The sequence below is a fragment of the Paenibacillus polymyxa genome, assembly GCF_018614975.1.
Lineage (GTDB): Bacteria > Bacillota > Bacilli > Paenibacillales > Paenibacillaceae > Paenibacillus > Paenibacillus polymyxa_E.
The window spans coordinates 39314-56260 of sequence record NZ_JAGGNR010000004.1 but is presented as its reverse complement, the minus strand read 5'-3'; the positions used below and the strand labels follow the sequence as shown (position 1 = coordinate 56260).

General features: G+C 38.8%; 13 protein-coding genes. 11 read left to right on the top strand and 2 right to left on the bottom strand.

Annotated features, from left to right (window positions below):
* Positions 1-301 precede the first annotated feature (301 nt).
* Positions 302-1117, bottom strand: coding sequence for a hypothetical protein (locus J7E78_RS01495; protein ID WP_215074611.1), 816 nt, complete (start codon positions 1115-1117; stop codon positions 302-304).
* A 173-nt stretch (positions 1118-1290) separates the two neighbouring features.
* Here J7E78_RS01495 and J7E78_RS01490 point away from each other — a divergent pair, with 173 nt between their 5' ends.
* Positions 1291-1866, top strand: coding sequence for an NUDIX hydrolase (locus tag J7E78_RS01490; RefSeq protein ID WP_215074610.1), 576 nt, complete (start codon positions 1291-1293; stop codon positions 1864-1866).
* Positions 1853-2002: a hypothetical protein gene (locus J7E78_RS01485; RefSeq protein ID WP_215074609.1), complete on the top strand. Its 150-nt coding sequence runs from the start codon at positions 1853-1855 to the stop codon at positions 2000-2002. The genes J7E78_RS01490 and J7E78_RS01485 overlap by 14 nt, the downstream gene beginning before the upstream one ends.
* A gap of 441 nt (positions 2003-2443) precedes the next feature.
* Here J7E78_RS01485 and J7E78_RS01480 read toward each other — a convergent pair whose 3' ends face one another.
* A complete protein-coding gene (locus tag J7E78_RS01480; protein WP_215074608.1) occupies positions 2444-2764 on the bottom strand; it encodes a hypothetical protein in 321 nt (106 codons plus the stop codon).
* Between the two features lie 190 nt (positions 2765-2954).
* Between J7E78_RS01480 and J7E78_RS01475 the strand changes: the two genes are divergently transcribed.
* From J7E78_RS01475 to J7E78_RS01435, 9 genes are all read left to right on the top strand, one after another.
* Complete coding sequence (locus J7E78_RS01475) at positions 2955-3638, top strand: Fic family protein (protein ID WP_215074607.1); 684 nt, start codon at positions 2955-2957, stop codon at positions 3636-3638.
* Positions 3639-3731: 93 nt separating this feature from the next.
* Positions 3732-4085 carry a hypothetical protein gene (locus J7E78_RS01470; protein WP_215074606.1) on the top strand — a complete coding sequence of 118 codons (354 nt, stop codon included), beginning with the start codon at positions 3732-3734 and terminating at the stop codon, positions 4083-4085.
* Positions 4086-5290: 1205 nt separating this feature from the next.
* Positions 5291-7267, top strand: a complete 1977-nt coding sequence (locus tag J7E78_RS01465; protein WP_215074605.1) for an N-6 DNA methylase — start codon at positions 5291-5293, stop codon at positions 7265-7267.
* Positions 7268-7378: 111 nt separating this feature from the next.
* A complete protein-coding gene (locus J7E78_RS01460; protein WP_215074604.1) occupies positions 7379-8908 on the top strand; it encodes a type I restriction-modification system subunit M in 1530 nt (509 codons plus the stop codon).
* A gap of 10 nt (positions 8909-8918) precedes the next feature.
* Positions 8919-10124 (top strand): restriction endonuclease subunit S, encoded by a 1206-nt coding sequence (locus J7E78_RS01455; RefSeq protein ID WP_215074603.1) that lies wholly within the window; start codon positions 8919-8921, stop codon positions 10122-10124.
* Positions 10125-10166: 42 nt separating this feature from the next.
* Positions 10167-13259, top strand: a complete 3093-nt coding sequence (locus J7E78_RS01450; RefSeq protein WP_215074602.1) for a type I restriction endonuclease subunit R — start codon at positions 10167-10169, stop codon at positions 13257-13259.
* A gap of 12 nt (positions 13260-13271) precedes the next feature.
* Entirely contained in the window at positions 13272-13997 is a 726-nt protein-coding gene (locus tag J7E78_RS01445; RefSeq protein ID WP_215074601.1) for a M48 family metallopeptidase, read from the top strand.
* 265 nt (positions 13998-14262) lie between these two features.
* Positions 14263-14487 carry a hypothetical protein gene (locus tag J7E78_RS01440; protein ID WP_215074600.1) on the top strand — a complete coding sequence of 75 codons (225 nt, stop codon included), beginning with the start codon at positions 14263-14265 and terminating at the stop codon, positions 14485-14487.
* Positions 14488-16343: 1856 nt separating this feature from the next.
* On the top strand, positions 16344-16946 hold the full coding sequence (locus J7E78_RS01435; RefSeq protein WP_215074599.1) for a hypothetical protein: 603 nt from the start codon (positions 16344-16346) through the stop codon (positions 16944-16946).
* Position 16947: the final 1 nt, after the last annotated feature.

The window sequence follows — 16947 nt, the reverse complement described above, 5'->3', positions numbered from 1 at the left end:
AGTTATTTTTAGTTTTCTACAAAGTAGCGACTTTTTGGAGGAAGAATGAGGGAGTTGAATTTGAGGTACTTATCCAGTTTAAAAGGTAACATTATTGGCTGATGCTATGTTGAAAATATCTTTGTAGCCGAATTGATGTTTAGACATAGAGCGACTGAATTCACTTAGCTTTTCTCATCACTATTAAAAGCAGGAATATAGTAACCTTGAAACTGTTGAGGGAGTTTCATAAAACAAAAAAGCGGCGATTAATCGCCGCTGAAATGTTATCCTTCTAAGTTAGAGAGAAAACGCATCTCCATTAAACGATATAGCCAAAATCTCCAACGGGTTGTTGAGTGATTAATAAACTGTGTTGTTGTTGAAAGTGTTGAGGAATATTGTGCTGACAAAAATAATTATGATATTGTGCCGCCCATTCGTATTTTAGATAGACTTGTTGATTTCCTTGAAATTTCGCCAAATTCTGTTCGATTGCTTGTTTGTGAACGAGTAAATGATGAATAACATAGTCGTAGTTTCCATGTTCATGGACATCAAACATAAGAGCCTCAAGGTAGTTAATAAACCATTTGCCATCTCTATTATCAATGAGTAATTCTGTCCTTTGCGGTGCCCACTCAGGTTCAGTATAGTAAGCGAGATGTTGGCGAACCATAATAACAGTCTCATCGCTCAGTATTATTCTCGGAAAAATAGCTTTATTGTTTTCAAGATGATGTGCCTCAATAATTGAAGGGCCATAAGCAAATTCATTGTCACCGTAATAATCGCCGATTGCAATACCGCCTCGGATAAAGAAACCTTCCAAGGTTAATGCTGACTGAAATGAAGCGAAATTAAGAAAAATACTGCCGAGCTGAACCTCTCCATCTTCAATGATAGGGAGACCGATTATGATATTGTCCGTAAAGGCTTTGAATACGCCAATGTAATCTTCTGTTGGCTTCAGTTCATTGTATTGTTCAGTTAAAAGTTTGTGTAGACGTTGAAGAAGTTGATTTCCCGTCCCATTACCTTGAGCATCAAGTATCATTTGGGAAAAACCGAGAATATCAGTAAAACAGACCGCAGAGTGAATCATTTCAGGATTTGATGGATCGTATCTTTTAAGCATTGTAGCCCCCATTAAGTTCAAATTTTATTGGTTTGACCTTATTTAACCAATTTTATGGCTAATACTATATTTGTGTCAAATACAGCCATTGGGAGATAGTCAGAATTTCATCTGTATTTGTAATTTTGTTTCTAAAGACTTCGGTTTACTGAACAAGTGACAGGAGTGAGTTCATGCAATTGTTAAGAAGAATAACCGACAGTGATTTCATTGGTGGTGCTCCTGAATTCATGGAAACCATAAGTCGTTATGCCTCAAGGGGTGTATTAGTGGACGACAAGATGCATATTGCTATGATGTACATGTCAAAAATTAACCTTTATAAGTTTCCTGGCGGAGGAATTGATGAAGGCGAAGAGATCAGAGATGCGTTTCTACGTGAAATAAAGGAAGAGACAGGCTATGAAGCTGAGATTATATGTGAATTGGGTTACGTCGAGGAGCATAAGAACAAAAATAATTTTATGCAACATTCCTACTGTTTTGTAGCAAAAGTACACAGCCGCGTAAGTAACTCGATGCTTACTGAAAGTGAAGTAGGGCTTGGAATGATCGTTGAATGGATGACATTTGAAAAAGCATTAGAAGCATTAAACAGCTCGGAAATAATTTGCGATGATTATTCAACCCAATTTATGATTGTACGGGAAAAGGCTATTCTTGAAAAAGCGGTTGAAGTATTAGCGAACCAATATGGGAGAGGGATATTTGAAGAATGTAAGGTAGCGGATGAGAATGACAAAGGTTGAGAAGATCTACTTACAGGAAAAAGAGCAAGCCTTAAAAGAACAGGCATGTGATTTTGCCAAAAAAATGCTGAAGGACCTTGATCCAGATAAAGTTGCTGAGATCACTGGTCTTCCAATTGAAGGGGTTGAGGGTTAATCCCAAGGCTTCTTTTTATTTGGTTAGCTTATTATGGAAATGGTATTTCATACGAAGATCGATAGCATTGGAATTTCAAAAGACGAGGTGAAAGTCGACGTTTATGAGGCAAAACAACTTTCGGAATACATAGTCCTATATATAGGGACAAAAAGTTCTTCTATGGGTCTTACGCATGCCATCTTCGGAAGTAAGTTGCTTATTCATCAAAGGGTTCCGATCATCTATAAAGGTATGGTGAACTCATTCTAATTTTGAAACGAGCCTACGCTATGGTTACATTGCACGCAACGTTGTTCGTTCATCTGATAAGTATTATGCAATTAGACTCTAAAGATATAGGGTTCAATAAAAGGCATTTGCGAAAAGACTTTTATGCACTCTTCAATGAGTGGTTAACCAGTAAAATTCACCAAAGTTGTCCAATACTGATTTGAATTACTACTCATGGGTTTCACCTATCAAGAGGTGAAACGTAACAATTCCCCTTAATATCGAATACAAATCCCGATGATAGAAGTTTTGAGTTGTACTTTCAGGATCGTGATGAAACAGCAATTTCCCGTCTTTCGAAACCCAATCATACCAATAACCCTTAGTAAGATGTTCAGTAACATATAGCATGGTATCGTCGATAAATATAATCGTTGCCCTCTGAATCTCCTCCGAACTCGGCTCTCCTGACTTGTCTGTATTTTTCACTGACTTTATGGCAAATGAAAACTCCTTTGTTAAGCCTTCAAGATCGGTCAACTTCTCCAATCGTTTTCACCCCTCCGTCTGATCGTTATACCATGTATAATCCTATTTTGAGCATAAAGCAAGATGGAGTTTGGATTTATTTTCAATGTGGTTACAATTGCAACACCATCCAGTTTTTATTGACGGAATTAATATGCTTGTGTATGTTCATATCAAACAAATCTCCAAGCTTTTTAGGAACGGGTGATTTATGATGCATCTTCCAAAAGAATATTTGGATGACCTTTTAGTACGTATGACACATCATTCTTGTGCAATTGAGAATAACACGAGCACGTTTAGCGAGGCTGTTTCCATCCTACTTTATCGAGTAATTCCTGGTGAAATTTCAGTTCATGAATTTTACGAAATAGAAAATCATCGGTTAGCTTTCAACTATATTATAGAGAATATCGATCAAGAGCTTACGATATCTTTCATTCATGACGTTCATTCTCTTCTGATGGATAGACTTGATCATGAGAAGGGGCATTTCAAGTCCCACGAGAATGCAATTGTACGAGCGACATTCTCTACAGCTTCTCCAAAAGAAACGCCTTCACTTATGGATCAGTGGCTTCTAAATCTGAACAATCGTATTCAAAAAGCGAAGTCATCTGATGATATCATTCTTTCAATCTGCTCCAGTCACATTGCGTTCGAGCGAATCCATCCTTATGCCGATGGTAATGGACGAACAGGTCGATTGCTTATGATGTTTCTGTTGTTACAAAATCAAGTTGTGCCTCTTGTAATTCCAAAGGAAAATAAGCTCGAATATTTTCAATTTCTTGAAGAGCAAAATGCAGAAGGGTTTACGGTTTATGCTGTTTCAACCATAGAGAAAGAGAAACAGCGATATAAAGCATTCCTGAATTCACTTCCTAAGGAGTAATCAAGGGAGATGGCACGAGCAGGCGTGTAAAGAATTTATAGCCATTGTGGTAGGGCAAATTAGGACATTGAAAATGGGGGAGGAGCGGTATCTATGGTTAACTATTATAATCATCAGCAAACCGTTAAAGAGTCCATAATTGCATTCATGCGGCAAAAAGGGTACTCAAGATTAACGCTCTCAAAATTAACGAATATACCCAGATCAGCGATTGATCAATTATTATTGCAAGGTGAGGAAAATATTGATATGTCGACATATAACGCTTATATATTGCAAATCAATCAGAGATTTAATTTTGCGGAGGAAAATCTCTTAAAAGTAACACCTAATCCCAATTTGTTTCCATCACCACCCGCTCAAACAGAAAGAAGTGCGCTGGCTCAAGAGGCGCTGGATGGACTGGAGCAGATTTTGGATGTATTTTCGATGTATTATAAAAAGTGAGTAAGAATTGAAAGTTATATCTGAGAAGAACGTATTTAGCGATAAACCTTCAGAACGATAAGATTGTTTAATAATTTAAGTGGCAGTTGTATACATTTATAATTCAAGAATATAGTTTTGCAATAACACTCCATAGCATTCTAAGTTGCAAGAAGCCAAGAAATCAGGCATTTATCTGGTTTACTTCGGCTTTTTTCATTTAGGAAAGTGGATATGTATGCGATTAATCCGTCTTGGAGATTACCAATTTTTGTTGAAACACAGATCAATCAATCTGATAAACACTACTTAGAGAAAGTGCTTGAAATGTTAAATGCAATATCGGAAGGAACTATTATTTGGATTGTTTCAGGATTCCATGAGGGTCATCTTGAACGAGTAAAAACATACATGAGAAGCCAAAAAATAAGTACATCGATTTTTATGCCTTGAGTGTAGATGAAGAAGCCGTCGTTAAGGTAGAGGAGCTTAACAAATTGTACAAGCTTGATGTATGGGAAAGTTACAATGAATAGGGGATTCCGTGTGTCCGCCGCTGGAGCTATTTGACGTTTATTCACAAGTTCCGTCAACTCATACTGGACGAGCAATTGCTGTCACAGATTATAATTTTGAGCGAGTTGAAGAAGTTAAGCAATATATACTTGTAAAGCTAAGAGATCACGTACCCTATTTAACCAATGTGTGGAAAGCTAAGAAGCATAACAGTTATGATTGTCAGATCTCGATTGGCGGAGGTCGAAGTGGCGTTAACTTTAGAGTGAGTACTCGAAATAAATATGGACTCACCTCGATTCAAGAGAAAGTTACTGAACTTTGAACAGTTCACCCTGCATTTATGGCGAAGAATCGGAAGATAGGAGTTAGTTTTAAACCAGAAGATGACCTGGACGGTACGATAAGAAAGCTGGCTTACATTCTTGATGAGATACTCGTGGCAATGGGACCAAAATTGTATTGGGCAAGTCGATGAACCGCATTTATTTGCGGTTTTTTTATAGTGAGAGTAGATGTGGATTAATGTGTCGTCAAACCAAAAAAAGTAACAGATAAATACTAAAAAAGAATATTGGCAATACTCTTTACAAATTGGCGTGGATTAGTTATTATAGAAAACAAGGAAATACAGCACGTACACAACTGGTTTTAATGTGTATTGTCAATACATATTTAATGTAATTGCAAAAACGAGGAGGTTGTATAGAATGAGAAACGCAGTTCTTAATGAGGCTGAGAAAGATGCATGGGTTATTGGGGATAATTGGAGAAGCGAGATGCAAAACAGCGAGATGAGGCTTACTTTGCAACCGATGCTGACTTATAAGCTCTTATGTGAAAACACCGATCATGGATTCAATATCCCGAATAACCAGTCCTGGGAGATAGTTACATCGAATGGATTAGATTTAGGAAAAAGGCTATCCATAGCTTTTCGAGAGCTGGAGAGATTGAATCCTTCCTTAAAGGATGTCTTTACTTTAAATGATTACAGCCGATATCGTAATGATCTGAGTCTATATAAGGTTGTCGAAAATATTTTAAATCGCCATTCTTACAATCGTGACTTATACGAGGATTCAAATCCATTAACAGGAACAGTTACACGATACTTAGACAATTTACTGGAGGCTTTCATTTCAAGGGAAGGTACTCAGGGCGGGGAGGGAAATAGTCCAAAAAGCATTAGCACACTTCTTCCACGCCTTCTTGATAAGACAAGTGGAATGATATGTGACCATGCTTCAGGATTAAATGGTTTTTTAATCGAGGCTTATAAGTACGCACAGTTGAACCATGAGGAGGTTAAGCTATTTGGTCAAGAGATCAATCCTCAGACTCGTGCTTTAGGGATAATGAATCTAATCATACATGGGTTATATCCCGAAATAACTGATGTTAAGCTGGGTAATACCATCACCTCACCTCAGTTGAAGGATGAAGAGGGACACTTAATGAAGTTTGATGGAATCCTTAATTCGCCACCGTTCGCAGTGAGTAATTGGGGCTATGATGAAGCTGAGAAAGATGTATACGGACGTTTCAGATACGGTCTTCCGAGTCGGGCTTATGGGGATATGGCTTTTGTCCTTCACAGTATTGCTTCCCTCAAGAAAGACGGTAAGGCGGTTATTGTGGTTCCTCATGGTGTACTTCAAAGGGGTGCTTCCGAAGCGAGAATTCGTGCAAACTTGATTCAGGAAGAGTTGATCGAAGCCGTCATTGGCTTGCCATCCAACCTATTCATCGGTACTGGAATACCTGTGGCTGTACTGATTATTAATAAGAACAAACCTACTACGATGAGTGACCGAATATTGTTCATCAATGCCGAAGATGGCTTCAAGAAGGCGATGCGAAATCAGAATGAACTGCGTGAGTCTGACATTGAAGACATTGTTATGGCATATCGTAATTACTCTCATATCGATGGGTACAGCAGAAGCGTGCCAGTCAGCGAGATCTCATCTAATGATTGGAGTCTGCTCCCATTGAGGTACTTCGAAAAGGCAGAGGTAGACACTAAGATCGGGCGAGCAAACATTAACCGTAAGCACTATGAGCAGTCTGATCTCCCGAAAATAGCACTGGGTGAAATTGCAGAGGTCGATAGGGGGCTTAATCCTACAAAGGATGATTCCGATGATGCAGAGCCAACCCATTACTTGGTGAATCTTGTTGATGTGCAAGAAGGAAAGATCATACCAGATGGACTGAAGGGGATTACATTGAGTCCAAAAAAAGCACGAGAGTATGAGTTGGAGCCAGGTGACTTATTACTGTCCAGTCGTGGTACTACGCTTAAAATGACTGTGGTGACTCAAGAAGATGTCAAAGAGAAGCCGTTGGTATTTTCTCAGAATTTCCTTCGAATTCGTGTATTGGACCCAATGCAATACGACCCGAATTTTATTAAGGCGTTTCTGGAGAGTCCCATTGGACAATATTACCTACAAGCCTATCAGCGTGGAACAACCGTCACTGTATTGAGTCATAAGGATGTTGCGTCGATTAAGTTGCCAAAGCTTGCGATTGATAAGCAACGTGATATCGCACAATTGTTACTTGGATCTGACGAAGAGTATCAAGCAGTGATGGAGCAAGCGAGAAAGAGGCAGGAGCACAACTATAGTGAGAGCTATCATATGATGGGAATCTCTGATTCTTATGTGATGATTGATTAATACCGATAATTGTTAAAGAGGGAGAGATACTCACTCTCCTTCCTATCATGTATTATTGTAATAAAGGCTACTTGAACAATAATAGGGAAGTAGAATTTAGGGGGAAGAAAGATGATTGAGCAAGTCACATCACAACAAATAAATGCAGTTTTATGGCAAGCGGCGGATACATTTCGAGGAAAAATTGATTCCAGTACATATAAGGATTACATCCTGACGATGCTGTTTATCAAGTATTTGAGTGATGCGTACAAAGAGCATGTTGAAGAATATACCAAACGTTACGATGGCGATCAACAACGGATTCAACGTGCATTATCCAGGGAGCGTTTTGTATTAGACGAACTATCCACTTTTGATTATTTATATAGCAAACGAACTGATCCTGAAATTGGCGAGATCATCAATAAGGCATTGGAACGCTTGGAAAACGGAAACACAGGTAAACTGCGAGGTGTTTTTCGTAATATCGACTTTAATAGTGAAGCAATCCTTGGAAAAGCAAAAGAACGTAATGCGATGCTTCGGTCTTTGTTAGAGGATTTTAATAAGCTGACTTTAAAGCCTTCCGTTGTTGGAAGTGAAGATGTCATCGGGGATGCATACCAGTACATGATCGAACGATTTGCTTCAGATGCAGGTAAAAAGGGAGGAGAGTTCTTCACCCCTACCATGGTATCGGAATTGTTAGCTCGGTTGGTAAAGCCACAGGAGAACGAGCGTATCTACGACCCAACATGCGGTTCAGGCTCCTTGCTAATTAAGGTAGCTAATCAAGTGCCAAATAAAAAGGTTGCTATTTATGGACAGGAAAGGAATGGAGCCACTCATTCTTTAGCTCTTATGAATATGTACTTACATGGAATAGATGACGCAAAGATCGAGTGGGGAGATACATTATCCAATCCCCTCCACTTAGAAGACGGAAAATTGATGCGGTATTCAGCGATTGTTGCTAATCCTCCCTTTTCTCTCGATAAGTGGGCGATGGGCTTTGCTGGCGAGGCAAATACAGATGAGAAGTTCAAAATGGAAGCAAGCTTGGATCAGTTTAGGCGATTTGAGTGGGGCGTGCCACCTACATCTAAAGGTGATTATGCGTTCGTACAACACATGCTGTACTCGTTAGCTGAAAATGGCCGTATGGCAACGATCCTTCCGCATGGTGTGTTATTCCGTGGATCAAGTGAAGGGAAAATTCGTCAGCAAATCATTGAAATGAATCTATTAGATGCTGTTATTGGTTTGCCAGAAGGATTGTTCTTTGGGACAAGTATCCCAGCATGTATTATGGTTTTCAAGAAGGATCGAAACCGTAAAGATGTAATATTCATTGATGCTTCAGCTGAAGGGAATTATGGAAAGGGTAAGAATCAGAACAAATTGCGTGAAGAAGATCTACAAAAAATCATGGAAACGTATGAGAAGTATGAATCTATTGAAAAATATTCATATGTTGCAACGATAAATGAAATTAAAGAGAATGACTTCAATTTAAATATTCCGCGTTATGTCGATACTTTCGAAGAAGAAGAGCAAGTGAATATGGGAAAACTGAAAGAGAATATTGTGAGTATTAAGCAGGAGCTTCAAGAGGTAGAGGAACAAATGGATAAATATCTTAAAGAGCTTGGATTGTAGGTGAATGAACATGGATGGATGGAAGATTATATCAGTTGATGACGCTTGCACTATTACTGATTGCCAACATAAAACGGCACCAATAGTTGAATACATCACCCCGTATAAGATGCTAAGAACTTCGAATATAAGGAATGGGAAAATTGATACCATCAATGTTAATTATGTAACAGAGGAAACTTACAAAGCATGGAGTGTTAGAGGAGAGCTTAATATTAATGATGTTATTTTGACGAGAGAAGCTCCAATGGGTGAAGTGGGGATTATTCGCAGTGAAGAGAGGTTCTTTTTAGGTCAAAGAATGTTACAACTTAAAGCAAATCAGAAGCTAATACAACCCAAATACTTGTATTTATCTTTATTGTCCAGTTACTTTCAGAAACAACTTGCTCCTTTGAAAGGGAATGGATCAATTGTTGCAAATATTAGAATACCTGAGTTGAAAAAAATGAGATTACTAATTCCCTCTAAAGAAGAAGAGCAACAAAAAATTGCCTCAATCCTTTCTACCTGGGACAAAGCAATTGAGTTAAAAGAAAAGCTAATCGAACAGAAAAAAAAGCAGAAAAAAGGGTTAATGCAGAAGTTGTTGACGGGTAATGGCAGGTTGCCAGGGTATGAAGGTGAATGGAAGAAAGATAAGTTGAAAAAATTGTGTGATAAAATCATGGATGGCACACACAGTACACCTAAATATGTAGATAGTGGTATACCGTTCTATAGCGTGGAAAATGTTACACGAAAGGATTTTGAAAATAGTAAATATATTACTCAAGAGGAGCATGAAGCGATTAGTTCAAGATGTAAGGTTGAAAGGAATGATATTTTAATCACAAGGATTGGTAGTATTGGGGATGCGGTCCTGGTAGATTGGGATCATGAATCAAGTATTTATGTTAGCTTAGCGTTATTGAAGACTAAGGACAAGATTATGCCTGAATTCTTAGTTCAATATATGGGTACGGATATTTTTAAGAGGGAAATACTGAGCAAATCGTTAACAACCGCAATCCCGCAAAAAATAAACTTAGGTGACTTAGGTGAAGTCAACATCTCATATCCTTATGATGTTAGAGAGCAAAGTGCAATAGTTGATTTTCTATCAAAAGCTGATGAAGAAATTTACTTGTTAGAAAGGGACCTTAAAGAAACTGGAATTCAAAGGAAAGGTCTTATGCAACTTTTACTTACAGGAAAAGTGCGGGTAAAGGTCTAACCTTTGCCCTCTTTCGTTAAACTCTGACTTGGAGGTGGGAATATGGAAAGACCGAGTAGTTACGATGAGCGATATATCAGCCAACAGCCTGCCCTTGAGGTCTTACAAGGATTGAATTATAAGATTCTTACTCCTGAGCAAGCTGAATTAATGCGTGGTAGTCTCTATGAGGTTTTAATTAAAACGGTATTGGAAGCAAAGTTAAAAGAGTTCAACTCATATGAATACAAGGGCGTTACGTATAAATTCAGTCGGAAAAGTATTCAGCAAGCCATTCGGGATTTGGATGAGCCATTGACGTATGGTCTTGTAAAGACGAATGAAAAGATCTTTGAAACCCTGATGTTAGGGCGAAGCTATACTGAGTTCCTACCTGATGGCTCAAAGAAGTCGTTTACGATTCAGTATGTAGATTGGGATAACTTCGACAACAATGTTTTCCATGTGGTTGAGGAATTTGCTGTAGAGCGGATGGATGGGCGTGGCACGGTACGTCCTGATGTTGTTTTATTCGTAAATGGGATCCCGTTTGCAGTTATCGAGTGCAAGAAGGCATCAATCTCCATGGAGCAAGGAATTAGCCAAATGATTCGAAACCAGGGGAAAGACTATGCTCCTCAGCTCTTCAAGTATGCACAGATCGTCATGTCCACGAATAAAAATGAGACGAAGTACGCAACATGCAACACACCAAAGAAATTCTGGTCAGTCTGGAAAGAAGAGAAGGAAGAGTGGTTGCAAGCTTTGCTGAATGAGACAGTTAGCGATCGCATGCCAACTATGCAAGACAAAAACATCATATCGCTATTTCATCCTGAACGGTTATTGGAATTGACGCACTTCTTTACTTTGTTTGATAAGGATGTAAAGAAGGTTGCTCGTTACCAGCAATACTTTGCCATCAAAGAAATCATTAAAACGATTCAAGAGTATGACGAAAGTGGAAATCGTCAGTCTGGCGTCATATGGCATACCCAGGGTTCAGGTAAGAGCTTGACAATGGTGATGCTGGCGAAGTATATCCTATCCGAGATGAACGAGGTTAATCCTAAAGTATTAATTGTTACGGATAGAATAGAACTCGATAAACAAATACAAAAGACATTTAAGCACACCAGGTTAAAGGCAAGTAGAGCAACTAAAGGGTCACATCTTGTTGATCTTATTAAAGACAACAATGCGGATATTATAACAACCTTGGTTCACAAGTTCGATACGGCTTCGACACAGCTAAAGCCTATAGAATCCAAGGATATCTTTATATTGGTCGATGAATCTCATCGAACACAGTATGGTGAACTTCACATCAAAATGAAAAAGGTTTTTCCTAATGCCTGTTATTTGGGTTTTACAGGTACACCTCTGATGAAGAAAGAAAAGAGCACCATGATTAAATTTGGTAAGTTGATTCATACATATACGATTGCTGACGGCGTAAAAGACAAGGCGATTGTTCCTCTCCTTTATGAAGGGAAAATGGTCGATCAAACCGTTAATCAAAAGGCAATTGACACCCGTTTGGAAATGATTACTCGTAACTTAAATGATAAGCAAAAGGATGAAGTTATGAAAAAGTGGAGTCAGTTCGAGCGAATTGCTTCATCTAATCAACGGATCAGTATGATTGCATTTGATATAAATCAGCACTTTTTGGATAACTATAAAACACAGGGAAGTCAGTTCAAAGCCATGCTTGCAACCAACAGCAAGATCGAAGCTATTCGATATTTGGAGGCTTTCGAAGAATTTGGTGATTTAACCTGTGCTGTTGTGATTTCTCCACCAGATCAACGAGAAGGACATGAGGTTGTTGATGAGGTATCCAGAGATAAGGTTCTGAATTTTTGGAACCGAATGATGAATCGTTATGGTGATGACGAATCTTATGAAGATGCAATAAAAGAGGATTTCATCGAGGGTGATGAGATCGAGTTGTTAATTGTCGTTGATAAGCTACTTACAGGTTTCGATGCACCAAGGGCAACTGTTTTATATATTGATAAGCCAATGAAAGGGCATACATTGTTACAGGCAATTGCCAGGGTCAATCGCTTGTATGAAGGTAAAGACTATGGGTTCATAATCGATTACAGAGGGTTGCTGGATCGACTCGATCAAGCATTAGAGATGTACTCAGGTGCAGGGCTTGAGAACTTCGATCCAAAGGATTTGCAAGGGGCTATATACGATGTAATAAGTGTGATTGGTTCATTGAGGCAATATCACTCCGACTTACTTCAAATCTTTGCTCCAATCAAGAACAAGCAAGATGCGGAAGAATATGAAGTATGGCTGGAGGATGAAGAGCGTAGGGAAGATTTCTACGGTGTCCTTTCTCAGTTCGGGAAAAATCTTGGAATAGCACTGGAGTCTGAGAAGATCTATAATGCTCTGCCTCCAGAAGAATTGAAAAAGTATAAGAAGGATTTGAAGTTTTTTCAGGAACTTCGTAAGGCTGTTAAGCTACGCTATTCCGATTCCATTGATCATAAGGAATATGAAGCCAAAATGCAGAAGCTTATGGATCATTATATTTCTGCCGAAGAGGTTATTCGTATTACTAATCCAGTAGATATTCTTAATGAAAAAGCGTTTGAAGAAGAGCTGGATCGATTAGAATCAAAACGAGCAAAGGCAGATGCGATTCGTACACGTCTGACAAAAAGTATCAATACCAAATGGGATGAGAATCCTGCTTATTATAAGAAGTTTTCGGAACGGATCAAAGAAGCAATTGATGCCTATAAGCAACAACGTATTTCTGAGGCAGAATATTTGCATAGAATGAATGATCTAAAGAGGGAATATCAGCAAGGGGAGCCTGTTGAGGATTATCCTGATAGCATTAGGAAAAATGTAAATGCTCAGGCTTTCTATGGTGTAACGAAAGACATCATGAAAGAGCAAATGATGAGTGAAGAGTTATTGGCTAAGTTAGCAGTGAAAATGGAAGACATTATTCGTGCTTACACCAAAGTGGATTGGCATGATAACATGGAAGTGCACAATCGGATTGCTCAGGAATTAGATGACCTTATCTTTGACTTTACGAAAGAGCATAGTGTCAGTCTTGGCTTTGACCAAGTTGATAAAATTATTGAGCAGATAAAGACAGTGGCATTACGTCGTTATTAAGGTAGTGAAAAAATGGAAAAACATCAAATAGTATATGCTAATCGAGTAATAGAATTTTTCGTTGAACGAAAAAATGTGAAAAATGTAAATATCAGTATCAAGCCGAACATGACTATTATGGTATCGGCTTCGGAAAAAGTCCCTCTCAAATTTATATGCGATTTTGTAACAAGTAAGGGTAGCTGGATCTTGAAGAATGTCAAAAACTTCAAACAAGTTCAGCCTTACAAACAAAGTGAACGTGAATATGTCAGCGGTGAGTCGTACAAGTATTTAGGTAAGCAGTACCGTTTGCGTGTAGAAACTTCTTCTGAAGAAGAGATGGTTAAGTATTACCGAGGCTTTATCGTTCTCATGGTAAAAGACCCGAATGATCGTGCCCGAAAAGCCAAGTTGATGGATGAGTGGTATCGAGAGAAAGCGATCAAAACTTTTGAAGAGTCCTTAGATAAGCAATATTCGCTGGTTCAAAAATATGGCATTCAAAGACCGAAGATTGACCTGCGTATTATGAAGGCACGTTGGGGGTCAGCACTCATTGATTCAAGCACTATTCTTCTTAATTCCGAGCTTATTAAAGCACCAAAGCATTGCATTGACTATGTGGTGCTACACGAATTGATTCATTTTCAATATAATGACCACAAGGACGGCTTCTATAATATGCTTTATTCGTTTATGCCCGACTGGGAAAAGAGAAAAGCTATGTTGGATGAAGAAATAGTTAGAGAATTATAGCAGAATAACGCTGAAATAACGCGAGGAAAACCGATTAGGTTTATGTGAAGTTGAAATAAATAAGAAATATGATCAATTCCATCTCCGTTAAACTTGCCTGAAATGTAAAATGCGAGTTGTCAGGTTGTGAAAAGGGGCAGAGTCACCTGTTTCCGAGTTTGCAAATAGAAACTGCAAGACAAGAACTTTTATCGCAAATGGCTCAAGCTCAAGCCCGAGTTGCTCAAGAACTTGCAATTGCGCTCGAATAAATACGGCTGAAACCGTGGAGATAGAAGAGTTTTATGATACAAGTGGAAAAGGTGGGCTTTCTGCGACAATAAACGAGGGGGCTATTACTGGTGGTGTTACAGGTGAAGGCAGGAAAGTAACCAAAAGGATTTATAAGTTTATTGGTTGGCACGAAGGGGCAAAAGAAGTATTTGGGAGTCAATTCAATTATGAAAAAAATGAACAGTACACTTTTTTCTTAGATCAATACAAGTCTTAATTCCAAGTATGGATTGAACATGAGGAGATTACTTGAGCCTTGAGAATCTCTGTCACTAATATAACAATTTCGGATTGGCGGTTTATTCTTAGTTGTGGGGTCATTAGAAGGTAGGTTTTCTGTCATTGAAGCGATGATTATAACGAACGCTTTCTCCATCCCTGAGATTTCTTATTCAGATGTATAAGAATAATCAAGAGATAATTAATCAATAAAAGTACCGTCGATATCGGTGAATGTAGCCGATTCTTCGGTACTTTTACTTTGAAAGGCGAGATTTTAGAAGAGTTGGGTAACAGATCGACATCTTCCTCTGAAATCTGTGTTCAGGAGAGGAGGAGGTTTAGATATTGTGGGAATCTTTAAAAGAGGCAAGGGAAACCGCGCAGGATTGTGTGGCACGGAATTATAAGGACGTTATCAAAAGCATGCCCAGTTGACTATATTTCAAATTCCAATATGCAAGCAACTTTCATTGCCGACAACAATGCTCACTCAAATAGCTTATCTGATTGTTGCTCGGTTTTTTTTTATGGATAGATGTGTAACAAATTCATAAGAATTACGAACATGTTACCGAATAGATGTGAGGATGTTCATAACTTGTTCATAACATTTATGAGGTTGTATGAAACATGTTCATACAATGTGTGATAAGTTCTTATATACTTTTGATGCTGATTTGTGATAAAATAATTAACTTTCTTTTGGTGTTGACTTTTTACGGATATTAACAGTAAACTTACCATCAAAATCAGCATTAGTAGTACAAGTGGCTGCTCCTTCAGACTCGAATGGGGGGATGATATATGGTTAAAGTAAATCGTAAGGATAACAGAAACAGAAATATAAAATATGAAATGAAGACAACGTTGATTGGACGACATGAACTCAAATTAATGAGAGAAGCATTGGAGTTACTGAGGAACCCTGAACAGAGTTGTGTCTGTTTAAAGTTGAAGGAGAAATCTCAAATTAGATAAAATCCAGCGGTAAATTGATACTAATGACCGAGCCTCAGCTTTTGGAAATCTCCAAAACGCTAATTGATAGCAACACATCAGATTGTCTGTAGATTAGTGTTAAAAGGTGTTGAAGATTTTCGTGAAATCGATGTTGGAAAGTAGGATTAGCTTGGAAAACACGACAAGAATACGAAAAACAACACGTTTGTCTGATAAATCAGCCACAGGAGAATCGACTGAATTGGATCGAATAAATAGGAATATACTGAAATTGCTCTGTGTAAGACGGTGTGGAGGTGGCTATTACTCCAATATTGCATGCCCAATTTTGCAACTTAATTGTGCACATCGTTTGCTACTATAGTTTGGATTGTTCGCTGTCATCAAATATAAAACCATGCTTCTCGCAAGCGAGAAGAGGCTCCTGCGCTTGGTGCGTATGAGCCTTTTTTTGCATTCATCCAAAAATCGTTATAATGCCGCAACCAAATAACTATGATGCTATCATCTACGGGATAAGGGGCTTCGTTTCAATGGGTGGGTTCTAACCTCGCCTTTTCCTACGGAAAATCGGCTCACTAAGAACCACCAAGCCCCGTTGTGCTCGCCTATCGCCGACCGCTCGGCCTACGGCACTCCCTGCAAAACGGAGCCATGGAAACTCGCCCCTTGGGAAAAGCTGTTGCCCCATTTGCCAATGGGACAAGTGTTTCTGCGAAACACAAAAAGGCATTGCCTCATCTTCTGATGAGTCAACAAAGCATGTTGCCGCGAAAGTACGTCGCGACAACCGTCTCTCCGAGACGCAAATACCACTCTGACCATCTATGATGGTCACAAAAACATTGCCACCACGAACAAATCATCCATATAGCAAAAGGAGGTGCATCAATGGCAAGACGAAGCAAACGACTCGTTACCCAATTTTTTACCCGAGATCGACTCGCATTCACTGCAATGCACAGAGTTGGTCATGTCTCTTCCGATCATCTTCACTCTTGCGGCTTAGCTGATAGGCGTATCCAAAACCTTGTTCGAGATGGCCTTGTCGAAAAGATTGCTTACAAGAGACAAGGGAAAAGCGTGTATTGTTTTAAGCTTAGTAAGCTTGGGCGTGAAACAGCCGCTCGCTTATGGGCTTTGAGTTATGCATACCATGCTCAAAGCCCGATACACGACCTTGCGATAGCAGAAAAATATTTCAGTTTATCAGAAGAGTCGCGAAAAAGCTGGAAAACGGAAACTCTAATTCGCAAAGAATTTGAAGATCGTATTTCCGATATGCGAAAAGAAGGAAACGAGGTGGAAGCAAAGCTGTATCAAGATATGCTCAAAGAGAACCTATTATCAATGCCAGATGGCTTATATATCAATAGCGCGGGAAACGAAGTAGGGGTTGAAATAATCACCAATTCGTATGGGATCGAGGAAATGAGGTCTAAAGAAACATTCGTCAGCATGATTGGATGCCAATACGAAACAATTAGAGTTTGAA

What these genes read in the sequence shown, in the direction of transcription:
- J7E78_RS01495 (WP_215074611.1), bottom strand. Translation starts at nt 1,117, where the DNA reads ATGCTTAAAAGATACGATCCATCAAATCCTGAAATGATTCACTCTGCG.
- J7E78_RS01490 (WP_215074610.1), top strand. Translation starts at nt 1,291, where the DNA reads ATGCAATTGTTAAGAAGAATAACCGACAGTGATTTCATTGGTGGTGCT.
- J7E78_RS01485 (WP_215074609.1), top strand. Translation starts at nt 1,853, where the DNA reads ATGACAAAGGTTGAGAAGATCTACTTACAGGAAAAAGAGCAAGCCTTA.
- J7E78_RS01475 (WP_215074607.1), top strand. Translation starts at nt 2,955, where the DNA reads ATGATGCATCTTCCAAAAGAATATTTGGATGACCTTTTAGTACGTATG.
- J7E78_RS01470 (WP_215074606.1), top strand. Translation starts at nt 3,732, where the DNA reads ATGGTTAACTATTATAATCATCAGCAAACCGTTAAAGAGTCCATAATT.
- J7E78_RS01465 (WP_215074605.1), top strand. Translation starts at nt 5,291, where the DNA reads ATGAGAAACGCAGTTCTTAATGAGGCTGAGAAAGATGCATGGGTTATT.
- J7E78_RS01460 (WP_215074604.1), top strand. Translation starts at nt 7,379, where the DNA reads ATGATTGAGCAAGTCACATCACAACAAATAAATGCAGTTTTATGGCAA.
- J7E78_RS01455 (WP_215074603.1), top strand. Translation starts at nt 8,919, where the DNA reads ATGGATGGATGGAAGATTATATCAGTTGATGACGCTTGCACTATTACT.
- J7E78_RS01450 (WP_215074602.1), top strand. Translation starts at nt 10,167, where the DNA reads ATGGAAAGACCGAGTAGTTACGATGAGCGATATATCAGCCAACAGCCT.
- J7E78_RS01445 (WP_215074601.1), top strand. Translation starts at nt 13,272, where the DNA reads ATGGAAAAACATCAAATAGTATATGCTAATCGAGTAATAGAATTTTTC.
- J7E78_RS01435 (WP_215074599.1), top strand. Translation starts at nt 16,344, where the DNA reads ATGGCAAGACGAAGCAAACGACTCGTTACCCAATTTTTTACCCGAGAT.